Source organism: Halonotius sp. GCM10025705 (assembly GCF_042662885.1).
Lineage (GTDB): Archaea > Halobacteriota > Halobacteria > Halobacteriales > Haloferacaceae > Halonotius > Halonotius aquaticus.
Map to the genome: position 1 here is coordinate 19,767 of NZ_JBHSZD010000003.1, position 24,223 is coordinate 43,989.

Consider the following 24,223-nt stretch of genomic DNA (forward strand, 5'->3'; position numbering starts at 1 on the left):
CCATTCGAGATGCGACAGCCTCTATCGCCGTATTTAGATCGGACACGAATCTCGTAAGCAACGACTGCTCGCTGTGATCGGCAGCCGCTGAGTCAAACCCGATCTGCTCATCACCCGACTGGTCGTTCTCCGCTGCTTCGATATACGGATGGAATCAATATCCGGGTCGCTAACCGATACTCGCGCACTCAACTGGACAAGTCGGTCCCGAAGGTGGTCGTGCTGTACATTCAGATAGACCCGAATCATCGAGTTGGGAGCGAACTCGACCTCTGTGGGGTCGAATGGATCGTCCTCGGGGAGTTGGAACTTACCGGTTCCGGGTATCCACAAGCCATTCTGATAGTCGTCAGGGTCGGATAGCTGTCGGCGAATCGCCTCGGCCTGATACACGAGATTTGGTAAGCTGTCGCCGATTGTCGTATCGGCTTTCAGATCGTAGTACAGCGAATCCTTCGACACGAACCCGGCTCGTTTCTGCGTTGTTGGATCCCACTCATCATCATTCGGGGCAGTACACAGGTCGGCCAGTTCGTCGATAGTCGTAATGCCGTTCTCGACGAGAACCTTCTGCTCGGATTCGCTCAAGCCAAGTAATCGAACGTGGGACTGCTCGAACGCCTCGGTCGTACACGACTCTGTGTAGGGACACTGGCTGCATTTGTCGGTGATGGCGTGCGGGGCGTCGGAAAGGTCGTGCTCGCTCGTCGAGGCGATCTCACCGTCGGCCTGTAGCATCCGGGTTACGTCGGCAATCCGGGAACGGTAGTCGAATGAGGGGTGATTCGAAATATCAAATTCGGATTCCCACTCCGTCTCACGGGTCACAACACCGGCGGAGTAGGTGACAGCTTGGCTGTCTATATTAGCACTCGTTTCTACTGCCTGCTCAATTAATCGGGTATAGATCGCGGCCTGAATCTGCTGGTAGCTCTTTTGTTCGGCCGTAGATTTGGCGTCGATGACGCGAACGCCAGCCCCTGACTCAGTCGGCCACACGATCACGAAATCCGCATGGCCGGCAATATTGTAGGCCGCAACCTCACCTTTCAGTGTGGGCTGAAACAGAACGGTGAATCCCGTCTCGGCTGGCTGGGCGAGAGCGGCTGTAATCGTCTCAAGAACCGTCCCGTGGTCGGGGTCAAACTCGTCGCCCTCGTCATCATTCGTGAGGTCGACCACGTCGTCAACCTGACGCTCGTAGCGGCTCTTGACACCCTGCTCGAACTGCTCGCCAGCCTCAGAGAGTAACAGATTGAGCGGGGTGAACGCCTCGTCATACTCGTCGCCGTCGTGATGCTCCGATTTACTCACATCGTCGATCCGGTGTTTAAAAAATCGGCTACACTGACCGAGCGAAAGATATTCGCCAATCTCTGCGGGTTTGAGAATATCGGTGGAAGCGTCCGGTGGGGTAGCCATTGTGGCATTCATCCGTGGCTTCGCTTATAAGCGTCCGCCTACCGCAGTGGAAGTATCATCGAGTCTCACTCTCCATAGTTTCATCTCCAGATTCTAGCGCGTCCTCGTGTGCTAACGCCTGTTCTATATCCAATCGGTGTTCGTGGTAATCGAGCCGGCTCTCCTGCTCGAGGCAAATGCTGAACAAGGCCGACAGGAGCGGATTCTGGTGGTTCAACAGCCTGCTTGCATCAGCGTGCTCCTGGGCGTACTCGAACAGCCGGTCGAATCGTGGTTGATCTCGCCGGCGGAGTGCCCGGCGGAACCCTGCCCACCGCTCTTCGATCCTCGGGGTGCATCTCAATATGTCGGATTCGTGCGTCCCATCGCTATCGGCCTCCTTCACCGGTGGCCATCCACGCATCGAGCAGCGCATCTGCGGTGGCTGCTACCTTTTCATCGTCAACTGTGATGCCTGTCCCGACGCCCTCTGGGGTTGGCGTTGACGATGTGTTGGTTCCACTCCAACCTGCGTGGCACGCGCTGAGAGCAGCTGTCGCCAGTAAGCGAACGTCGTCTGGTAATACGCGCCGTCGTCAACGGAATAGACGAGTGTTTCAAAGTCCTCGCCGACGATCCGTGATCCCCATCCGGGTTTGCTCACACTCAATGTGGTGGTCGGCAGCCGTCGCAATTGGCTCGGTGAATTCGTTTCGTTCGTTTCTTGTAACGAGCAATGGGATATCGTATTCATCGGCGTAGGTTGCCAGCCGGGCAAGCGTTCGGGCCTGCAGGATTTCAGCGTGAGTCTCGCTGAGGGTATCGTCGGCTCGTTCTTGGGCGTAGACGGCCGGTGCGACGATGAGAGCGGGTATACCAATCTGATTAACCAACAAAATTAGTATCCGAATATATCGTTGGTTAATTCGTCACGATTTACTGATTGTGAATGATAGAGCCATTAACGGTGCAGCGATTCTTAGTTATGAATACCACACACGGTACTGTACCGGTGTGTGGTTAGTTTAAGTTTAGTTGTTTGCCAGTGCAGCTAAGCCGACGGCAGCAACCGTACCAGCTATCGCGATATCGCCGGCTGCGTTACCCGTCGTCACGACTTCCGGCTCACCGAATGGTGGTAGGAAGTCAATCTCTGTCTGGGATTGAGCATGTCGTTTATGCATAGTTCACCTCCGTTTGGTAGTGACAATTGGTTAGTGTGCGATGCTTCATGTTTCAGTTGTCCTCTCGGACGGCGGTCGCATGTTCGAATGCCGTTTCGTAGGCTTCATCGTCGGTCCATTTGTACTCGCTCGTTTCGGAGACGATAACCAGTACTGTGTGACCTACAGCACGGTTGACAGCATCAACGACGGCATTGAAATCCGTCATATCGACCTCGCCTAAAGCTGTCTCAGAGAGGTCATGCGAGTCCAAGATCTGGAATACCAGATCATGGAATTTGCTAAGGTTGCCGAACGGGGCAACTTCGTAATTGTCATGGCTGTCATCATACTCCAAGTAGAGTACGATCGGACTCTCACCACCTTGGTGAGTCTTGTCGAGATAACCGTCTCGAACAAGGCCGTTAAGTAGTGTCGTGGAATTCAATGATTTCACGACCTTTGCTTGAGAATCGACGATGTCGCTTACTGTTGACGAGGCTTCGATATCAGCCTGCAGATCAGGCCGTTCGAATTTGCCTCGGCCATGGACTTCGGCAATCGCTTTGAGCAGTCGCTGTCGATGATGGGAGAGGTTCTCCCATGGGGTGCGACCTGAGTCGGCTGGATTTGTAGCAGTACTCATACATATCTACCAGTCACCTAGAAGGAAGGGAAAAACACTTATCTAGAGTGTTCATAGGGGAAGCTAAGCCCCACCTCCCAGGATCCCACTCATGGGTGACTGGTTGGGATGTTTGTCGGGGCGAACAACGGTCGAGAGCCGTCCACTCCAGGTTTCCACGCAATTCGTGGACGGCTTCCTTCGTTGCGACATTTTGAATCGACTGAGTTTCTGTCAGTGGTTACTGGCACGTATGTTATGGTCGTACTTATAACTAGGGAAGACACCATTGTAAATTCAATAAATCTCTGAAATATGGATTTGCGATGAAGATATATAATTCAATATTGTACTCGTCTATGAGTGCGGTAGAGTTCTTATAACAGTATTTATATCGAATAATACTATCTGTATGCGAAGGAACGTTATATCCGAAAGAGAGTACATTTCGATGTAAAATTTTATTGCTACAGCGTGTTTGTATGAGTTTATGCTTGGGACCGCTGGCAGTGCTGAGGATTATATCTCCGATGCAGAACATCACAATCCATGGTGGTCAAATCGACCTTGGCCTCCGCTGATTTTGATGAAGTAACGAAGTACTCGCCGCGATCAGATTTCTTCAGGCTACTCAATGATTTCGAGGAATCAGCAGCCACCACCGAGGCAAATATACATGCGATCTATGGTCAGACTGGTATCGGCAAAACGACGTTGATACAACAATTTATCGCGGGCTTGATCGAGTCAACTCAGTTCGAGTGGGATCCAGAGAGTCGATCGGAGGATTTGGTTCAGTCGGTATCTCCGAGTCAGATCCTCTATATTCCATTAGAAGAGTCCTTGTATAATCTCGACTCGCCACAAGATGCAATCCTTGCGCTATCTAATGTGCTTGATTATTTCAGATCGCATATTGCTAATCCTACTGAACAACGATTCATCTTCCTCGACGATATTGGTGCTCTACGCTTAGATGAAAATTTGGAAGAACAATTTTTAGAGATTTTCGAGCCCGGATCTGTCGTGCTCGTTGCTGGCCACACTAAATCACAAGTAGATTTTGACAGCAATCTGTCTCCTGACGGCATTGATGTTAGAAACAAGGTTTTCCCAATGCTGACGATGAAGTTTATCGATACGATAAAAAAGAGAACCTTTGACAAAATCGCAGACATTTCGTTAAGCATTGATACGAATCTAAGCGAGAGGGTTCGGGGATATCAAACACGAATAGATACCGATACGCCACCGCTGATCAAACAGGCTAAAACACATTTGAAAAATCGTGAGATGGACGGATTCCTTGAGTCCCTTGAACAACTCTATTTCGACGAACTCACTGAATCGGAGCGACAGACACTGCATCAAGCGGCAGAGGTCTACTTACGACACGGTGGTATTCTATATCGAACCCCCGATACCATCGTTCGGAATGAGCTGGTCAAATCGCGGTTCTTACTATATCTGTATAAGGAACTCGCCCATATTGAGCGGGTACAAGAGCCAGCAAATCTGCATCGGTTGAGCTCAATTGCTGCGACAGAAGCCGGTGAAGAGCTCCAATATACTGAAATTGCAGATCAGATCGGCGTTGATCGGCGGACAATCGATTCATATTTGCAGACACTAGAAGCCGGAAAAGCGGTCTCAGAGGCCAACGAGTATTCGATACGTCAACACCGGAGAACAAGATTGTATCTTCGGAATCCTAGACATTTAGTAACGTTATCACAGAAACAGGAGCATTTTGGATATGAAACCTTCGGCTCTCCTGCGCAGCTTAATCATGAGTTCCAGCATAAGCTGGCCAAGTCAGTTCTCTACGATCATGCTCGCCGGCTTGCTTGGCGGATGCCAGATGGTCCCACTGAATCAGGATCTGTTGAGTATGAGACAACTGAAAGCGGCGTTGTAGACTACATTTTGGAAGGTGATGGGCTTGTAGTTCCGTTCGCACTATCGTATCATCCATACACCGCTGAAGCCGAACATGCGGTAGTCGAATTCGACCCTTCAGATGGGAATCATTCCGACACAACAGGTGATGCTGTTGATCTCGACTATGACTGTCCGACTCGGTTTGTTCTCACAGATAGTTTCCCACGAGAACTCAAGTCCAGGGAGACCTTCAGTGGCGAATTCAACGGCGAAACCGTTCATTATCTCCCATACTGGCTCTTCTTGCTCATTTCCTGATTGATACGATTCTTATTGTCTAGCGATAATCGATGTTCTCCACGATGGGATATTTTAACCAACAATTACGAACTCTTCACGCGAGTTTGTAGGTTAAAACCGTGCTTCCTTGCTCCCGACACAAGTTATACTCACTTTGCCGGTGACTGCGTTGTCTCGGTTAATAGTGCGTATTGCCGGTCTCGGCTCGTCCCCTCGGACTTAACTAAGTTGTATTGGCTCATCTTTGAGAGATATGTCCGTATTGTCCGCTTGGTTCGAGGTTCGTCGACTTCCTCGGTGTAGCGGTCGTGGATTTCGCTCGGCCCTACCGGGCCGTGGTCACGTACAATCTCATAGACGATCCGCTGGTGTGGCGTGAGCGTATCGAGACTTTTTTGTCTGATCTGAGCCCGAGCGTCCTCGGCGGCGTCGTGCAGAATCTCGTCAGTAATCCGGGTGAGGTTCTTGCGGTCGGCCGTGCTGGCTGCCGTCCGAAGAATGCCAATTGCCAGTCTGGCGTCACCGGCGGCCGCGTCGGCGATTTGGTAGAGCTGATCGTCGGTGATGACGTTCTCGTCGAGACCCCACTTCGAGCGAGCACTCAGGATGTCGTATATTTGTTTGTCGCGGTATTTGTCCATTCGAACGTGCTCGCTGGAGCGCAGCCGACTCACGAGCCGGTCATCGATCCTGCCGAACAGTTCCTCTTCCTTATTCGCGATGCAGATGATCGCGAACTGTGGGAGGCTGTGGAGGTCGTAAATGAGGCTCGGATCTTCGAGCTGATCCACCTCATCGAGGATGACGACGGTTCGTTGGTCATCATGCTGCTGGAGACGGTCGACGAGTTCGTCATGTGGTGTCGACTGCCTGTGGATGTCAATCGTCGCGCCGATGTCTTCGAGGATTTGATAGAGCGTGCGGAATCGGGTATAGTTCCGCCAGCAGTTTACATAGGTGGTCTCGACATCGAGAACCTCCTCACGTAGACGTTCGGTGACAAACTGCGAGATGCAGGTCTTACCGACACCGCTGGGGCCGGTGACGATGGCGGTGTCGGCGGGTTCACCGTACGTGATTGGTTCGAGGACGGTGGAGAGGTGGTTAACTTCGGCATCGCGATGCTCAATTTCTTTAGGTACAAACCCGGCACGGAGGACGCGAGCATCGCGGATCATCTATATCTGGTAAACTGGTTTTAGGTCAGATTATAAAAGCCTGATTGGGTTGTTTCCGGAAAGCAGCCTGAGCAGTAAATCGAGAGGCAATATCCGTACGCTGTGTGTTGGTTTGACCAATCGGAGCCTGTGGTTTCCGGGATCATCTGATCTCACATTCCATTTCAGTCGGAATTAACGGTCATCCTATGCGATAGGGTTATTCTGCTGTGTTGAATAGCGTCCTCTGAGCGTTGTTGAAGCGGTGCCGGTTTTGAGGTTGCGACCATCAACCGCTCAGAAGTCTTCTCAATTTCCGCCCCTCTCTCGGAGCACCGCTATTCAACAGAGCAGGTTATTCTCGTTGGATGTCTGGTAGTTACGTTTTCAATAATATCGAACAATCGCATTCAATTCCTGTATCACTCTCACTTCGCCAGGATTCGCAGTCATCACAGTGAATTACTTCGAAGATTTCCTCGAAAGCCTCTATGTTTGACTGGAGCTCACCTTTAGTGAATGACGCAGCCTCAGGCTCAGAATAGTGGACATTCTTATTCATACCCCAGAGATTCTGATCGATAAACATCTGCATGTCGCCGATAGTATCGAGCAAGTCATCAACTTCTCCATCATTTAGTGTAGTCTCGTCGTCTGTTTCCCCTTCTCTTAGTCGATCGGAAAGCACAGGCATTAGCGAATTAAGATAGTCACTTAGCGAAAGATTTCGTATCTTGTCGAATCTAACTTCTACATTGAAATTCTCGCATCCTCTCGCAACATAGTATTCGGACATCTTCCGTGCCCAAGCTGCTGCTGCCGTTAGATCATTATTCTTGAGATGGTATTCGATATTTTCACGAGGCTGGGTGATATCGATGTGCTGGTGTACGCCAGCGTGGTAGCTCCAGCTACTCAAATGAACTACGTTTTCCTCACTGTCGATGTGATCGCTGCGTCGGAGATGGCGGCTCCAGACCAAATCGTGAGTTGTGAATAGGAACTGAAACTCGTCCCCGTATTCAGAATTTAGAATGCTGGCCACGTTTGCTCGATGATCGGCATCAACGGAAGAAAGAACGTCATCCAGTAGCACAAGATCGACCGACTCCGGGGTGACAGCACGGGTCATTGAAAGAAACAGTGCTAACCCAATGATGTCCTGCTGACCCTCGCTGAACAGCAGGTTCGGACGATGTGTCTCGCCGTCGTGGAACGGAACCCGGAACTCGACTCCGGCATCTGTTGATTGAAACGTCCCGTCATCCGGATCTACCATCAACTCACTGGAGAAAGTATCGAGGAGAGATACGAACTCATTGTATATTTCAGACAGCGTGTCGTCCATAAGCTGCTGTCGGACACTCTGAAACTCTGTAAAAACCGTTTCGGCGATCCTATGAAGGTGCTCTTTTTCATCAAGAGTTTCTGCAGTCTGTCTGTATTTTTCGTAGCGTTCGGTCGCTACTGCAAGCGTTCTATAGGCGGCCATCCGATTATCGGGTTCTTCAACTTTCTCGGCAATCCTCTGGAGATGATTGAGCGTCTCGTTGATGCCTGCTGGAATCAACGAAGCTTCGAGTTCCGTAGAATCCGCTTCTATGTGGGGAATATCAAGGAGATCTCCTGAGGTGAGTTCATTCCGTGTCTCTGCCAGCTGTTCGCTGAATTCTACCAGGTGTTCCCGTTCTGATATGAGGGGTTCGTAATCTTCTGGAATCTCGTGTTCAAGATCTTCGATCAGCGACTCCAGAGGCCGCTCCAGATCACGAAAGGCACTCTGTAGATCGTCAATCCGTTCGCTAATATGGTTTCGCAGATGCTCAGCCTCGGTAACATTTTCACGCCGATCATCTAGTAACCCTGCCAAGTCGCGGTCGCCCCAGTCATCCAAGCAGAGTGGACACTGGTTGGTATCGTCATCAACGAGCTTCTGTCCCTGCTGAATCAGGCTTTGTGCCTGGATATCCCGTCTCAGTTTTGGGCGGGAATCCAGCTTCTCAATTGTGCCTGTCAAATCTACGAAAGGTTCTATTATATCCTCTCGGAGATCGTCTACGCCTGAAGCGACGTCACCGAGTCTGTCGACGGTCTTGGTGCGGGCAAGTGGATGAACGGAGGGTTGGCTCGGTTCGGTGATTCCGCCGGTGAACTCTATCGTCCCAAGATCATCTATTGGATCTGCGTCGTACTCGGCTCGAAGTGCGTTTACCACCTCAAGCGCAGTCGTGTCGGAAGCCACGGCAGGAGACCCTTTGCCGAGAATTTCCTCTGCTCCCGTTTCTAATTCGTCATAAAATTCTCTACGCGCCTCGTCCATTTCCTCTTCAGTCTGACTCCGTTGGCTTTCGAAGTCTCCTTCGGCCCGTTGGAGCGTTTTCCGGTACTGATCAATCCTGTCCAGCCGGAGCATCTCGTTTAATGCCTCTCCTCGCTTGCTGTCTGGAGCATCGACGAATCTTAGCAAGTCCTCACGAGTCAGGAAATTCAGTCTGCTTTTCGTCGCTGCCTGAAGAGTTCGAATAGATTGGGGGAGTCCTTCGTCGTCTTTCTCGTCACTTCTGGATACAAGGGTGAGTTCACCGTCTTCAAGACATCGCTGGACACAAACTTCGATATCTTCTGTTTCAAAGGTAGCGGTTACTTCACACTCTTCTGGACTAGCTTCTCGATGGTGAATGTCATCAGTTGGTGACTTGTGGCCAGTTCCGGTGCCCGTAACGTTCGATACTTCTCCTGTGAGTAGGAACTCAATTGCCTGAATGATACTACTCTTACCGACTCCATTCGGTCCATAGATGAGAATTCCGTCGGAGGAAAAATTGATATCAAGGCATCTGATACCCCGAAATTCTCTGATCTTAAGATTACTCAGTCTCATCAGTAATTCCCTTACTTACTGCGGATTTTACGATATCGACCGATTCTAGTCCCAGGTCGTCTTCGTCTTGTAGAGCAGCGATAACGTCATCTGGAATATCCTCATCGTTCTCAATTCGCCGCTTGAACTCCGAGAGAATCTCCCTATGTAGGCTATTGAGTTCTTTCGTCATAGATTCACTTGGTGATTGCTAAGGGTATATTCCTTTTCCAACCCAGCTATAATGGGGTTGTTCGAGGGTCTCAATAGTGGGTCAATCATCACCAATGACTACATCTACAAACTGATAGAGTTAATCGAGAACTATCTCTGTAGGATGGTGAATTAAAAATTGGGCCATCACTCGCTTTAGACTAAGTAAAGGTTATAACATTCCCGTCAGGTGATGTGAGTATCAAAATGACTCAGAAGACAATTGGACAGAACACCGGTCAATCGGGCCGGGTGAATCTGTCGGGCCCTGAACTCGACCAATTTGATGCAGAGGTTGGGGACACAATCAAGGTTGATGTTGCCGAGTCAAAGGGAATCGCCAAGGCGATCATCGAGAACAGCACGGAGTGTGAATTCGTAATCGTGTCCAAACCAGAAGTTGATTCCTCACCCACGGAGGAAATCGATGAGTAGTGAGTACCCCTCTCTCTTCGAAAGCTGTCAACCACGAGACGACGTCTTAGACGGCTCGCTCCAGGAGGAACAGTTCGCTGCAAAACTCTCGACTGTCGTCCACAACCCTGAGAAGGCAGCACCAGTCTATCGAGACCCCGACTCTTTCTACGATATGACCTATCCCACGGAGGGTCTCCGGACGCTGCTCTCCAATCTCACAGGGCGTTTCTTAGCGACGACAAAGTACGATCCTGGATCGTATACTTCCAGCATTCTCTGTCTCGACACACGGTTCGGTGGTGGGAAAACTCACGATCTTATCGCCTCCTACCATCTTGCTGAGAACCCCGTAGATATTGACGACCTCTCGCACTACCTGCTGGACGGCGACGATGAGCTTGCGGCCGACTATCAAGATGCGGTGGCAGAGGGCCTCGATATTGCGACGGGAGTCTTCATCGGAACGAAGGCTGATAGTAAGGATGCCCGCCATGCCGACGATGATCCGGATGCTCCGAACACTCGGACGATGTGGGGGAACTCGCGTACCAGCTCTACGGCCTCGATGGCTACGAGTACCTCAAGGACTACGACCAAGACCGGGACGCACCCGGTGAGGGAACGCTATCGAAACTTTTCGCTCAGTACGACCAGCCTGCTCTCATCCTGATTGACGAAATCGCCGACTACATGAACAAGGCCGCGGGCACGCCTGTCGGCGACAAGACACTCGCCGATCAGACGCTTTCGTTCGTGATGGCACTCCTCGAAGCAGCTGCCGAATCGGAACACGTCACGGTTGTCTACTCCATCGCGGATACGGCATTCGGTGAGCAGGCTGACCGGGTTCGTGATGGCGTCCGTGATCACATTGAGGAGGTCAATGAGATTGGCCGGCGGCAGCACAAGACAGTCACGCCGACCGACGAAAACGAGATTGGGCAGGTTCTCCAGCACCGCCTCTTTTCGGAAGTCCCAGAAAATACCGCGCGTGAAGCCGCAGACTCATACTTCCAATTCTATGACCAGGAAGACCGGCAGTACCCACAGGAAGCCACCGACGCTGGCTACGTGGATGTTCTCGCACGCGAATATCCCTTCCATCCCTCCCTAATCGACGCTCTCACGGACAAGATCGATACAATCCCCCGATTCCAGCGCACGCGCGATGCCCTCCGCTTACTTGCTCGTGCCGTCTACTATCTCTGGAATCACCAGCCCGACAGTTACGACCGCCATTGGATTCGGATTTATGACCTCACAGTCGCCGACGACGATCCTGGTGGTGGGATTCAGACAATACTTCGTGAGCGCCTGTTCGACTTCGTCGATCTCGGTCCTGCAGTGACCGCCGACATCTACGACGACGATGGTACCGCGCACGCCCAACTTGAAGATCGAAAATGGACCGAAAACGGTCTCCCGCCTCTCGGGAGCCATCTGACAACGACAGTTCTCTGGCACAGCCTCGCATACGGTGAACAGGCCGCTGGTCTAACTCACGCCGATCTGAACCTCGCTATCGGCCATCCCGATCTGAATTTTGACGACTACGATGCAGCACTATCCGCACTTCGGGGCGACGATATGGACGTCGCGTGTTACTTCCTCTATGAGGAAGAGCGGCTCCGGTTCAAGCAAGAACCAAACCTGATCCGGATAATCGACCAGCGGATTGAGTCTACCCCTGAAGCGAGTGCTCATTCACGTTTCGAGAACCGTCTCACTTCGAAGGAAATTGGCGATGGTGGCTTCCAACCGGTGGAGTTCCCTGAATCGCCGGCAGACTTACCGGATACCCCGGATACGCCGAAGCTCGCGATGATGCACCCAGACACCGCTGCTGTCGAAGACGGCGGCGATACGCCACCAAACCGGGTGACTCAGCTCTATGAGCAGCAAGCCGCAAAACACGAGGGAGAGACCGAGACGCGAATCTACAAGAACTACGCTCTGTTCCTCGCTCCTGACGCTGATCGAATGGAAGCGGCCATTGACGAGGCTCGTCGTCTCGAAGCCATAGAGGCCCTGCTTGATAGCCCTGAGCAGAAAGCTGACCTCTCCTCAGAGCAAATCGAGGAGCTCCGAGAACGGAGCGACGAGGCACAGCTGATGCTCGGTGAACTCGTTCGGAATGTCTACCGGCACCTCTACTACCCTGACCGGGACGGGCTTACGCACATCACCATCGGTGCGACCGAATCCAACGGCGGGACGACACTGGTCGACGCTGTCCAGACAACGCTCGAGGATAAGATTGTGAAACGGGACGCCGGTGCTCGTGGGTCTGCTCACGTCCAACAGAAACTCTGGCAGCAGACTCAAGACGCTATGTCCACCGAAGCGTTGGTCAACCAATACGCGAAGAAGCCGGGGTTGGACTACCTCTTCAGCACGAAACCGATTCGAGAGACTGTCTCCTCTCTCGTTAGCGACCACGGGTACGCATATTGGGATGGCGAGTCTGGGACGGCGTTCTGGGCCGGGACGACAGAGCCGTCGACGTGGCCACACCCGGAACCGTTCGCGGAATCCCCCGATGTTGAGACCCCAATTCGGGACAGCGATGTCCAAATTCCTAGTAAGAAGGATGATGGGCCTTTCGTCGTTTACCGAGAGATCGACGTGCTCGTCGACGACCACCTCGACGAAATCGACAGGCCAGAACAGACGGTTGCCACCTGTGACGAGTGTGGGGCGGAGGTTGAAAACCCAGAAGGCAGCGAACCCTACTACTGTGAGGAGCACCAGTCCGATACGACCTGTAGTTCTTGCGGCAAAGAGGTCGCTAGCGAGCAGCTGCTGGACGAACGAGGTCGATGCCAGGAGTGCCAGCCCGAGGAATCCTGGGAGGCGAGCAAGAAGATGATGTCTGCTTCGCGGGCGTTCTCGGAAGTCCGTCGAGATGCAGAATCGAAGGCCGGGACTGACCGGACGCCGCTGCTAGAAGAAGTGACAATCCAAGTCGGTGGGGATGATCCCTTCCAGGCGGCCAAGTTCGTCAGCCAACGCCCCGGATTCAAAGCCCGCGAAGACTCGGTGACGGTTCGAATGGAGTACGAAACCCGGACTGACGATGGGTCGTACAGCGCAGAATTCACAGGGTCACCGAGCCGATTCCGGGACGTGATCGACCAGCCTGGCTCGTTCGGCGATGATCGAGAGACCATCCAGTTCCGCTTCCAGTTTGACGAGCCCGAACCAATTACTGACGAGAGTGACGACCTCCTCGCTGCCCTCGATAATGACCTCGATTCGGGCAACATAGACGTCCGAGTCGAAGGGCGTGGCCCGATTCAGGCGAGCTCGGAGGTGACGGTCTGATGGCGAGTCGCGGATCGGAATTCGGGCCGTCTCCGGCCGAGGGAACGGATGAGGATCGGCTGGTTCATTACGGGACGAGTATGTTTGGTGGCCGCCCAACGTTCACGCTCGTCCGACGAGAGACAGACGGTGGCGGCGAGTGGACGCTCCACGAACTACTCCCTCGCGAACAGGCTGAAGCCCGCCGTGATCGTCTGGAGCGGGATGGTCGTTCGTTGAGTATCACACCAGTCGAGGATCTTGTCTCGGACGTTGCCGGGGACGACCTCCTTTCCAAGCTCGATGGCTGGACGTGGGATGAGTGGGCCGGCGCAAAGGTCGCACGGCTTGATCCGACCCGTGTACGTGCGCTTCAGGATGTCGTCCGGGAGGCGATTGAAGGCACGCCAGGAGATTCATCAGAAGTTCTCACTGGGGGTGCTGGATTCGTGTTCCTACCCGAGACGGCAGGGGTTCGGCTTGCTGTTGCCTTCCGTGGCGTGAAGCCGATCCAGCGTATCGACCGGATGCGGTCGCTGGCGCGAGGCGTTGCACGGATGAGCGATGAGGAGTGTTACTACTGGTACGCAAAGTGCCGGTCTCCGTCGAGTCCGAACGGTGAAAAGGCTCTTCGAGTGCTGCTGACGAATCATATTGAGTGATCTAGCTATGAGTCAATACCCCAAAAATCAGGATAGCGATTCGGAGCTGAAGCGTGTCGCAATTGAGGGGAATCTTCCCCTGAAAGCGGTTGGCATTGAGAATCTGAAAGAGGCTAACCCCTACTTTATGCCGCCTCATCGATATCTTCACCCGTGGTTTGCACGTCGTCCAACTCCAGCTTCTAGACTGGCTATCCTTGCGTCTATACTTCCCCCAGAGGTGGACGCCAATACTCTGCTGGATTGGATGCAGATCAAGCCTCGTGACGAAATCGATGTCGATATTGAGGAATACGTGGCAGAAAAGAAGCGTACTGAAGATGATCGGGATGGAAACTTAGAAGACCACTACGGATATCCTCGCCCGTACACTCGGACACCTACAACAGATGAGAAAGCGGATATCCACGAGTTGCTTCGGGATCATTGGGACGGGGAGCTACCTACTGTCTTAGACCCGACTGCCGGTGGGGGCGTTATTCCGTTTGAATCTCTGCGCTATGGCCTACCGACAGCAGCAAACGAACTCAACCCCGTCCCGACTGTGATGCTTAAGGTTCTCCTTGAGTATGCGCCCAGCGTTGGTTCTCTCCAGAGCGAACTCAATCGGTGGGGCGACCGAATTGATGAACTCGCCGAGGAGGAGCTTGAACCTTATTTCCCCAGTGAGGGTGAGCGTCAGACCCCCTCACATTATGCTTGTACCTATGCAGTAGACTGCCCTGAGTGTGGTTGCGATATACCTATGGCAAAGAAATGGTGGCTACAGAAACGATCTTCCTCGAAAGGAGTAGCAGCACGCCCTTCCGTATCCGAGGATGGGACTGAGATTGAGTACGAGGTCGTTAGGCTACCGGACGATGTCAAGAAATCTGAGTACAATCCGCAGGACGGCCCCCATACTCGTAGTGGTGCTGAGTGCCTGAATTGTGGAATCGTGATGGAATCGGATGCAATACAAGACAGAATCCACGATTCCGAATTCAGATATGAGATCTATGGGGTGAAATATGAGAAATCATCCGGTGGAACCGCTTGGCGAGCACCCACACAAGCAGACTACGAAGCACAATCTAAAGCCGCTGATCGTATTGACACAGACTTTGACTTAAGTACACTCCTTGACGTCAAGCGATATATCGGCGATGAAGATAGAGCAGGTCCTTACGGCGTTACAAAATGGAGAGATGCTTTTACTCCAAGACAACTTGTAACCCAGTATGAATATCTCCAAGCATACAAGCAGTGTCAGGAGGAGATACTCAATCAATATGATGAACAGAAAGCTGAGGCGGTACTCACAATACTGGCTTTGGTAGCTAGCAAAGTCATAGACAGAAATACACGATTTTCACCGCTAGACACAAGTAATGGGCTTCTAGGCGATGCTTTAGGTGGTAAGCACTTTACTCTCCAATGGGCTTTCGTAGAGAATAATCCTGCTGCGGGCAACCAAGACCATCAGGATCATCTCGATCGTGTTCGAGACTCTTACGAAGAGATAGCTACGTATTTGGAAAATGAAGATGCTGATGATGTTCAAATCTCACAGAGGGACGCGGCAGATCTACCGATAGACTCGGATTCTATCCAATCCATTATTATTGACCCCCCATACTACGACAGCATCATCTATTCTGAAATGTCTGATATGAGCTATGTTTGGCTCAAAGAGTATCTCCAAGATATTCATCCAGAAGTATTCTCTGACGATCTTACTGACAAAAGCCAGGAGGCGGTTGCTAATGTGGCCGAATACGAGGAAGTTGCCACGGACTCCAAATCCAAGTCTGAATTAGCTGCTGAGGACTACGAGAACAAGATGGCGGAGATTTTCCAGGAACTCTACCGTGTTCTTGAGCCCGGTGGTGTGATGACTGTCATGTTCACTCACAAGGAGTCTAGTGCCTGGGACACTCTCACAAAGTCGCTGATTCGATCAGGGTTCACTATTACATCAACTCACCCGATCACTAGCGAGATGCCACAGCGGATGACACCCGTGGTGGAGGTTCAGCTGACAGTACTCTGCTGCTCACAGGGAGAAAACCGCACGATAGTAAGACGGAATCTGAAACGGTTCCAACTCTGTGGAGCGATGTCCGTGCTGAGACCCGTGAAGTAGCGAAAGAGGCAGCGAGAGACCTGCTTGATGCTGGCCTCTCTCTGACGAAAACAGACGTCATCATTTCTGCGTTCGGGCCGACACTGCAAGTTTACGCAGATGCCTATCCTGTCGTCGACGACCAAGATAATGAGATTCCTCCACGACGAGCTCAGAAGAAGCACGCGAGGCCGTAACGCGAGTCCTCGTGGAGGAATATCTGGAAGGCGAGCGACTAGACGACTTGGATGACATTACAGAGTGGTATATCCTCTCTTGGCTGGTTCACGAATCCGATACCTTCCATTACGATGACGGCCATCAACTGGGGCTCGGTATTGGCGTCGACATTGACGATATTAAACGCTCTACGAAAATTTGGGGGAAGAAACGTGGCGACATTCAGCTGAAAACTCACAATGATCGAGTCCAAGATATCACTCTGCCACCCGAAGAGAGATCTAACCGGACGCCCGTTGATCCTGAAGCACTGTCCTACACGATAGCCCTCGATGCAGTTCATGCCGCAATGCACGTCTACGAGAAACAGGGTGAGGACGTCGCGATCGATTGGCTCAAAGAACGCAACTTCGACACAGACGCTGGCTTCAAATCAACGTTGAAAGCTCTTCTACAAGTTCTCCCTCAGAACAGTTCGGAATGGCAAGCGGCCCGCGACCTCGCATTAGGGAAAGCGCATGACACTCTTGGCCTCGAATTCACCCCCACCGATTTCACTAACCTCTCAGAAGACAGGCACGAGCAGAGCGAACTTGGTGACCACGCCTAACCTGAAACTCCTCCAGTATGACTAATCTACGTGACCACGAGTGGCAGTCCATTTACGAGAGTAAACCCGAACAGGGACGCGCGCATCTTGTCAAGGACTTCTACGAACCCGCGCTGAAAAGCAGTCAACAATACGACCGGATCGCGGGCTACTTCTCTAGTACGGCACTCGCGGCCGCTGCCAACGGCATTCACGCCCTCGTCGAGAACGATGGTGAAATGCGTCTCATCGTCGGCACCGAACTCTACGAGTCAGACCGCCCGGTTCTAGAGACGCTCACCGACCGCCTGAGGAAAACCTCGAGGATCTTGATGACGAACGCTTGGATGCGAATCTCCGTATTCTCGCGCGTCTCCTCCGCGAAGAACGAATCCACATCAAGGTCGCCTATCCCCGCTCTCCCTCTCACGACTGGGAGATCTTCCATCCGAAAGTTGGACTCTTCCACGATAACGATGGAAACACGATTTCCTTCGAGGGCAGCGTCAATGAGACGGTCGGCGGCTGGGCTCGCAACTACGAGCGGTTCAAAGTTCATCGGTCGTGGGTTCCTGAACAGGCGGACTACGTCGCCGGCGACGAGGAGACCTTCGAGCGGCTGTGGAGTGATGAACACCCCTTCGTCGAAGTGTATGACCTCCCCGAGGCGATCGAAGAAGACATTATCGACTGGAAAGCCCCAGACACCGAGGGCGATCTCCAGGAAGCGATTCAGATCGCGAACGGTACAGCTCCGCCGACGGAGCGCGACAAAGCGAACATCATTCAGGATGGACCGCTCTCGCCCGGTGGGCTCGCACTAGCCGAGGAAGCAAGCACGATCACGCCGTGGCCGCATCAACGAGTTGTCTCAGATACACTTGTCAATACGTATCCACAGAGCTTCTTGCTGTGTGATGAGGTGGGACTCGGGAAGACGATCGAAGCCGGTCTCACACTCTCGCGGCTTGGACTCACCGGCGAGCTTGAAACTGGGCTGTTGCTAGTTCCGGCGAGTCTACAGCGACAGTGGCAGGAAGAGCTCTGGGAAAAGTTTAATATCAACGCCGTCCGGTTTGACCGGGACACAGCGGGCGATCACGTATTCCGAGACGTCCGCGGCCGCGACCACTATCCACCGTCGGTAACAGATCTCGACCTCAGCGGGGAGCACGAATGGGCGGACAGCCCTATCTGGCGGTTCCTCTACGAACAGCAGTCGACTGACGACTATACATCGTCGCCGCTGGATGGGCCAACGGTCGTCATTATGTCCTGGCACACGGCTCGTCTCGACGACCGGTGGGATCAAGTCGCTCCCTTAGACCGGTTATCCGACCGGTCTCGGGACGTCATCCCGGCAAGCTGCCGCGGACGCGACCACGATACGGAAGACCGGATGGGCGTGTGGGACGCCGTCATCGTCGACGAGGCGCACAACGCCCGGCGTGGCAGTAATTTCTACGCTCTTCTCGAACAGCTTCGCGATTATACACACGCCTACTACCTGCTGACGGCTACCCCGATGCAATTGCACGCTGGCGAACTCTATGACCTGATGCAGTTGCTGGATCTTCCGGGTGGTTGGGACAACCGGGATACCTTCATGGAGTTCTTTGAAACTAGAGACGGGCTTTCGCAGGCCCTCAACGAGGTTCTCAACAATCCTGGTTCAGAGTCCGACGAAACGGAGGCTTCCTGGGACACGCAAGCCACGCTCGATGGACTGGAACACCAAGACCGGCTCCCGACGGATCGACCATTCTCCTCAAAAGTCTTCCAGCACATTGCGGACGAGCTTGAGATTAATGAGGACGGACAGAACCGTGCCATTGCCAAAGAGCGTGTGCTGACCGCCTGCCGGCTCGCACGCGCCTATGGAGACGCCTACGACGGCTATCTTGACCACGTCGACGACGCGATGGCAGAGTACGAGATCGACCGTTTTGAGGCGAGCGAGGATACGAAACTCAAACGACTCCTCTATCCGGAAGACGCCGACGAATGGTTGATGGCGTCCCGCAGCGACCGACAGGACGCACTTGACGAACTTTCTCCGGGCGGTTGGCGCGTCATCCGCGATGTTTTAGCAGAGTCCACACCCGTCGACGCGCTCATCCATCGGAATACGCGGGATACACTCCGAAAGTACGAGGCGGTCGGTCTCCTCGACACGACCGTTCCGAACCGGAATCCCGAACAACGGAAAATCGAACTCACCGAGGAGGCACGGGCGGTCTACGACCAGATCGACGAGTACACCCGCGAGTTCTACAAGCGAGCCCAACAGACTGACGAAGCCCAAACACGCGCCATCGGGTTCGTGATGACCACGTATCGACAGCGACTCACGTCGAGTGTCTATGCGATCAGTCAGAGTTTGAAACACCGGCTTGAGACACTCCGAGCGCAACGAACCGTCCTTGCCGGTCGGGAGCGCGCTCGTGACCGAGACTATGGTGATGCGGAGCAGGTTGTCCTCGAAACGCTACAAGACGCAGACCTCAACGACGGGGATGTTCTGGATGAACTCGACGCTAGTAGCGATGACCTGGATCTCTCTGAACTCATCCCGAGCGTAACTGAAGAGGGAAAACAGCTTATCGAGGAAGAAATCGAGGCCTTGGAAGCGTTCGTCAATGACTTAGATTTGGTTGATACAGACCCGAAGATTCAGCAACTGTACAACGACCTGGACGAACTGGATCGGGCTGGTCACAACCGGGTGATTGTCTTCACGCAGTATGCGGACACAATGGACTTCATCCGGGACAGTCTCGCGGATCTTCTTGGAGCGACAATTGCGACGTACTCCGGTCGTGGCGGCGAGCTGTACGACCCCGGTTCTGAAACGTGGGAGCACGTCGGCAAGGAGCGCGTGAAGCGTGAATTCTCACGTGATGATGGGCAGGTCGATATCCTCGTCTGTACCGACTCCGCGAGTGAGGGCCTAAACCTCCAGGAGTGTGGGGCACTCATCAACTACGACCTGCCGTGGAACCCGATGCGAGTTGAACAGCGTATCGGTCGGATTGACCGTATCGGCCAACGATTCGACGAGATCCGTATTCTCAACTACAGCTACGAGGATACAGTTGAGACGGACATCTATGATCGCCTTGACGACCGGATCGGCCTCTTCGAAAACGTCGTCGGTGAGATGCAACCTATACTCTCTGGCGTCAGCCAACAGATTCGGGATGCGACCTTGAACGCGGACAGCGCTGATGACCAGTCTGCGGTCGAATCAGCTGACCGCGAGTTCTCTGAAGAACTCGAAGAACGCGATCAGGGCGACCGTGTCGATGTCGGAGAGTCACTGGAGGATGTCGACGACCTCGTCGCTCAGGATGTCGTCGACGAAGCAAAACTTGATGCGTGGCAGTCCTACATTCACCCGGATCTCATCGATGTCGGGGAGAAGGAATACGAGTATCAACCTCCGTTCGAGACACCGGGCCTCCACTCAGTATTGGTCGATAACGACGCTCTTGCCGAGGCCGGTGTCGAATTTACCCCAGTTCACGAGATTGACTTCGAGTACGATGACGGAGACTTCGACTTTGCGGACAGTACATACCGCCTCTCAGTAGGTGACGCACCGATTGAGATCCCATCCGGGGATGGGGAACAGACGATTGCACAGGCTATTGCGACTGGTGCTGATGAAGTAGCGGTGACGTTCTCGGCTGTGTGTGCTGACGAGTTCCCATCAGTTCAGCATCTTGCACCAGGTCATCCACTTCTCGGACAGCTCCTCTCAATACTGCAGGACGTGAGTGAGGATACATCACGGCTTCAACAGCGGATCGTGACTCGACCCGATCAAGATCAAGAGCCAGTCGTGTGTGCGTGGGGGCGGGGCGGCGTGTTTACCCGGGTTGCAGGCGATGGGACAGTAGCTGAAAATGGATCGATGGATTCCCTTCCGACGTGGTGTGATCAATTCCTCGACAACCGAGATAAGTCAACAAAGCAGTCATAACTGTTGTTGGAATCGGTCGCCATATCTATTATAAGTAAAGGTGAGAATAATTATGTATGACAGAAGATACTGTGGAGGTCACTTTCTCAATTGATGAACAAGCCGTTGAATTTGCCAAGGAATTAGACGATGATGGTCTTGTTGGACTAATTGAGCTGTTTGAGGATCTTAAACTGCTCTTTATCGAACTACGGGAGAATGGACCTGTCGAAAGAGAAGAGTTAGCTCAAAGGATGGGAGAAAAAACGTCCCTTCACCATGCTTCTTGGCCAGACGTCTTTGATGCTCTTCATGATGCCGGTTGGATTGGGGTCGTTGAGGGCCAACAGACGGGGTTCGTTCTGAATACAGAATCTGGCGATAGCGACGATAGTGGTGTCACTATGTTGTAGTCGTCACATCGGTACTGTTGTATTCAATCGTCTCGACTGCCCCTAGATTACGGTCAATGACCCCGATAAATTCGCCAGTGTACCGCTCAGGCAGATATATTTATGAAATACGAATGTCTTGTTAGGATTAATCCGTGTCAGTAGATCCCCTTGATCCTGATCCTGAACTGGTTTCAGAACTTGAACCTCGCCCGTTATGGTTTCTGGAACGACTCTATGAAGTGTTTGCTGACGAGTCGATCGACGCCAATCGATCGACGTTGAGAGAAATCCTCGCAGATAGACACGCAGATCAGGTGGAACAGTTCCTCAAGGATTATGAGAGGTTGAGTGACCGAGGTGTGAATCGACGATATGCCGAGGAGTACCTCAACAAATCACTTGGGATAAGCCGAGAGGAACTGGATGTCAACGGGCGATATGAACTCCTTCTGGTGCTCTATGAGAATGGGTATCGCGACAAGTTGCAGTCTATGATCATCCGCTCTGAACTCTTCGCTGTCAAGAACGAACGCGAGTTCTTACTCGATCAGGAACTCAATATTGAGGGTGTAGAAGAACGTGTGCGGGAATTTCTCCGAAAGGCCAACGTGGAGGAGCAGAATCTTGACCCAATCCGTATCTCCGTCGACGAAAATGAGTCATCCATAGCAATAGATATCCAACAAGAATACGGACGAAAGTATAGAAACGAGTTCGAGTTCAGACAGTCCCTCGGTAATCAAGACGCTCCAGTCAATCCATCTATTGGTGGCACATCGTTCTATCCGTTGCGAAACATCAGTATAGGTGTCGAGCCTGAGGATGGTAAAACGGTTATCACGTTCTCCAAATCGGCGGATAACTGGGAAGATACACTCTCAGATCTGTTTTATGATATTTTCGGAGTCGAAGAATTGTTTGACAAACTTGAGGAGAAGCGTGCTCCCGGTGTGCAAGAAATCCAGCAGGATACTATGGCCGCGGTAGAAGATGAGTCGACAGATACTGCCGACACAGTTCACGAAGCGGTGGAACAGCGGAAGGAGGCTGCGACTGAACAGATAGAAGAAATAGACGAGGCGGACGAGGCGAAAGAGGATCTCAAACAGCGGGCTGAGACATTCAGACTGGTCGGGTATTCCATTTCGAACGACCAAGCTACCAGCACCGATGAATTCACAATTATCGCAGATGACCTGAACGATGTATTCGGAACTATTGAGGGGATAGAACTCAGCTTTGAAGACTACCTGGAGAAGGCAGAAGGGGATAACATCCAATTGATCTTCAAGATTCAGAACGAACTGGTGCAACTGAATGCTGGTGACTGGGAGCCGCTTCGTGGCTCGCGAATCACGGCCGGGAACAAGGAAGCTCTTGAGATTCTTCTCAGTGATATGAATGACCCAGACGCTGATTGACCCACTCCACTCATTCATTGAATCCGGTCAACCAGTACGACGTGAAGAGGTTCCGGACCAACTGGAAGGCACTGACTACGTTAAGGAGCGACTGATTGAGCCGACTGAGTGTCCGACCTGTAATAATGGGATAATCATCGTTGACGAGAGTGAAGACACCTATGAAATTCGATGCCACTCGAACCATTTTCGAACGGTCGAGAAGTCCGATCGGATCCGATATCTCCCGTCATTTCACCGAATTTTACAGGACATCGCTGGCAAACTAAAAACCGATCTCATCACGACAGACGATAGTAATCTTCCGCGGTACGTCATCGGGGAGACTTCACGCGACCTCCTCGTTTACCTCGTGTACTCACCGCGTCACTACGAGGATACCGTCAAGGACATCTATGAAGATGCGATCGAGCGGGGAAACCCATCAATCCTCATCACGCCGAAAGTTACTATCTCAGACATCGTGGAACTTCAGTTTCTTTTCTCCACGGGCCACCTTGTGCAAGCTGTTCCTTTCAAAAAGATAGATGAGAGCGGACTCCTTTCCGACTACGCCGACACCGCTCTACAAGTTGAACAGCTTGACGAGAACGTTATGAGGCGGCGCTTCGGAGAGGACGTGGAAGAACTGCGGAAACAGGTCAAAGCAAACCCAAAATACATCCTCTCCATCCTCTCGAACATTAGAATGCTCCGGGAGAACGGGGAGATTGGTCGCGGGAGCGGTGAACTCCTGGAGAACACTGCTGAGGCTGTGTTTATGCATCTCTTTCCGACCCAGCCAGAACGTGGGGGAGAAGCTGATTCCGGCGCAAATTTGCCAGATAATGTGTTCTATCTCTGGGAGGAAGGGAGCTACGGGCATATTGACTATGAGCCGATTCTTGGTCTAGTCGACACTAAGTCTGGACAGGATGCGAATTTTGGCCAGGAGAAAGTCCGTGGGAAGCACGATGACTATGTGGAGGGAGCTCGGAAAATGTCATTCAAGCACGGTTCTGTGGGGCATATCTTCTTGGTCTTAGATATCGATGGCCAACAAGAGATCAAGTTCTACGACCGGATGCAGGACGATTACGAGGAAAATATGTACATGATCGTCCTGACGCTAGATGCTCTTATCATGATATTTTCCGCCTATCTCTCAAGCGTCGTGTCGAACGAGTTAAAACTCAATGCTGCCAGCTTCAATCGCGCTATCTATCCGCTCTTCCATCGAGATACGTATAACTCCGAGCCGTTCGAGCATCTTCGTCGTGTGTTCAGGGAAGTCGGCCAGCAGCCAGAGGAATATAGGATGAAACTCCTCGAGCGTTCAGGTCTGATGGTTATCAACCGGGACGTAGTCATCGAACATTTCAAAACCCTCATCGAGGTCAACAGAGCTAGAGGAGATCTTGAACAGGTATTTTCAGTAGAGGTTCTTTGTGAGTGTCATTGGTAGTGATATGAGAGAATTCTGGCCGTTGTCCCCTCTGTTGATCGGTCTTCATTTCGGTAAACCATCGGTGTGAGAAGGCTCCATTCGAGTTTGGTAGATGGAGGTGATTTTGAAAGCCAAGTTCGGTTTTTCACCCGTTCACGATGG

At 52.4% G+C, this 24,223-nt stretch carries 15 protein-coding genes and 2 pseudogenes; 10 read left to right on the forward strand and 7 right to left on the reverse strand.

Annotation, left to right across the window (positions count from 1 at the left end):
* Window positions 1-33: 33 nt before the first annotated feature.
* The 4 genes and pseudogenes from ACFQJB_RS14470 to ACFQJB_RS14485 all read right to left on the reverse strand — a co-directional run bounded on the left by ACFQJB_RS14470 (window position 34) and on the right by ACFQJB_RS14485 (window position 3,210).
* Window positions 34-1,314: a PD-(D/E)XK nuclease family protein gene (locus ACFQJB_RS14470; protein ID WP_379728518.1), complete on the reverse strand. Its 1,281-nt coding sequence runs from the start codon at window positions 1,312-1,314 to the stop codon at window positions 34-36.
* Between the two features lie 163 nt (window positions 1,315-1,477).
* Window positions 1,478-1,788, reverse strand: a pseudogene (locus tag ACFQJB_RS14475) (hypothetical protein).
* A 2-nt stretch (window positions 1,789-1,790) separates the two neighbouring features.
* A pseudogene (locus tag ACFQJB_RS14480) lies at window positions 1,791-2,273 on the reverse strand (hypothetical protein); the annotation flags it as partial.
* 364 nt (window positions 2,274-2,637) lie between these two features.
* Window positions 2,638-3,210, reverse strand: a complete 573-nt coding sequence (locus tag ACFQJB_RS14485; RefSeq protein WP_379728520.1) for a hypothetical protein — start codon at window positions 3,208-3,210, stop codon at window positions 2,638-2,640.
* A 528-nt stretch (window positions 3,211-3,738) separates the two neighbouring features.
* Here ACFQJB_RS14485 and ACFQJB_RS14490 point away from each other — a divergent pair.
* The gene (locus ACFQJB_RS14490; RefSeq protein WP_379728522.1) at window positions 3,739-5,388 is read left to right on the forward strand and encodes a DUF4143 domain-containing protein; all 1,650 of its coding nucleotides are present in this window, start codon (window positions 3,739-3,741) and stop codon (window positions 5,386-5,388) included.
* A gap of 131 nt (window positions 5,389-5,519) precedes the next feature.
* Here ACFQJB_RS14490 and ACFQJB_RS14495 read toward each other — a convergent pair whose 3' ends face one another.
* The 3 genes from ACFQJB_RS14495 to ACFQJB_RS14505 all read right to left on the reverse strand — a co-directional run bounded on the left by ACFQJB_RS14495 (window position 5,520) and on the right by ACFQJB_RS14505 (window position 9,580).
* Window positions 5,520-6,548 carry a Cdc6/Cdc18 family protein gene (locus tag ACFQJB_RS14495; protein WP_379728524.1) on the reverse strand — a complete coding sequence of 343 codons (1,029 nt, stop codon included), beginning with the start codon at window positions 6,546-6,548 and terminating at the stop codon, window positions 5,520-5,522.
* A gap of 358 nt (window positions 6,549-6,906) precedes the next feature.
* Entirely contained in the window at window positions 6,907-9,408 is a 2,502-nt protein-coding gene (locus ACFQJB_RS14500) for an AAA family ATPase (protein ID WP_379728526.1), read from the reverse strand.
* Window positions 9,395-9,580 carry a hypothetical protein gene (locus tag ACFQJB_RS14505; RefSeq protein ID WP_379728528.1) on the reverse strand — a complete coding sequence of 62 codons (186 nt, stop codon included), beginning with the start codon at window positions 9,578-9,580 and terminating at the stop codon, window positions 9,395-9,397. The genes ACFQJB_RS14500 and ACFQJB_RS14505 overlap by 14 nt, the downstream gene beginning before the upstream one ends.
* Window positions 9,581-9,807: 227 nt before the next feature.
* Here ACFQJB_RS14505 and ACFQJB_RS14510 point away from each other — a divergent pair, with 227 nt between their 5' ends.
* The 9 genes from ACFQJB_RS14510 (at window position 9,808) to ACFQJB_RS14550 (ending at window position 24,079) form a co-directional block, all read left to right on the forward strand.
* Window positions 9,808-10,035: a hypothetical protein gene (locus ACFQJB_RS14510; protein ID WP_379728530.1), complete on the forward strand. Its 228-nt coding sequence runs from the start codon at window positions 9,808-9,810 to the stop codon at window positions 10,033-10,035.
* A 513-nt stretch (window positions 10,036-10,548) separates the two neighbouring features.
* The gene (locus ACFQJB_RS14515; RefSeq protein WP_379728532.1) at window positions 10,549-13,341 is read left to right on the forward strand and encodes a DUF499 domain-containing protein; all 2,793 of its coding nucleotides are present in this window, start codon (window positions 10,549-10,551) and stop codon (window positions 13,339-13,341) included.
* Window positions 13,341-13,982, forward strand: coding sequence for a DUF7680 family protein (locus ACFQJB_RS14520; RefSeq protein ID WP_379728534.1), 642 nt, complete (start codon window positions 13,341-13,343; stop codon window positions 13,980-13,982). The genes ACFQJB_RS14515 and ACFQJB_RS14520 overlap by 1 nt, the downstream gene beginning before the upstream one ends.
* Window positions 13,975-16,107, forward strand: a complete 2,133-nt coding sequence (locus tag ACFQJB_RS14525) for a DUF1156 domain-containing protein (protein ID WP_379728536.1) — start codon at window positions 13,975-13,977, stop codon at window positions 16,105-16,107. The genes ACFQJB_RS14520 and ACFQJB_RS14525 overlap by 8 nt, the downstream gene beginning before the upstream one ends.
* 223 nt (window positions 16,108-16,330) lie before the next feature.
* Window positions 16,331-16,876 carry a hypothetical protein gene (locus ACFQJB_RS14530; protein WP_379728538.1) on the forward strand — a complete coding sequence of 182 codons (546 nt, stop codon included), beginning with the start codon at window positions 16,331-16,333 and terminating at the stop codon, window positions 16,874-16,876.
* Between the two features lie 322 nt (window positions 16,877-17,198).
* A complete protein-coding gene (locus ACFQJB_RS14535) occupies window positions 17,199-20,840 on the forward strand; it encodes a helicase-related protein (RefSeq protein WP_379728540.1) in 3,642 nt (1,213 codons plus the stop codon).
* A 56-nt stretch (window positions 20,841-20,896) separates the two neighbouring features.
* Complete coding sequence (locus tag ACFQJB_RS14540) at window positions 20,897-21,232, forward strand: hypothetical protein (RefSeq protein WP_379728542.1); 336 nt, start codon at window positions 20,897-20,899, stop codon at window positions 21,230-21,232.
* 134 nt (window positions 21,233-21,366) lie between these two features.
* On the forward strand, window positions 21,367-22,635 hold the full coding sequence (locus ACFQJB_RS14545; RefSeq protein ID WP_379728544.1) for a hypothetical protein: 1,269 nt from the start codon (window positions 21,367-21,369) through the stop codon (window positions 22,633-22,635).
* The gene (locus ACFQJB_RS14550; RefSeq protein WP_379728546.1) at window positions 22,616-24,079 is read left to right on the forward strand and encodes a hypothetical protein; all 1,464 of its coding nucleotides are present in this window, start codon (window positions 22,616-22,618) and stop codon (window positions 24,077-24,079) included. Before ACFQJB_RS14545 ends, ACFQJB_RS14550 begins: the two co-directional genes overlap by 20 nt.
* Window positions 24,080-24,223 lie beyond the last annotated feature (144 nt).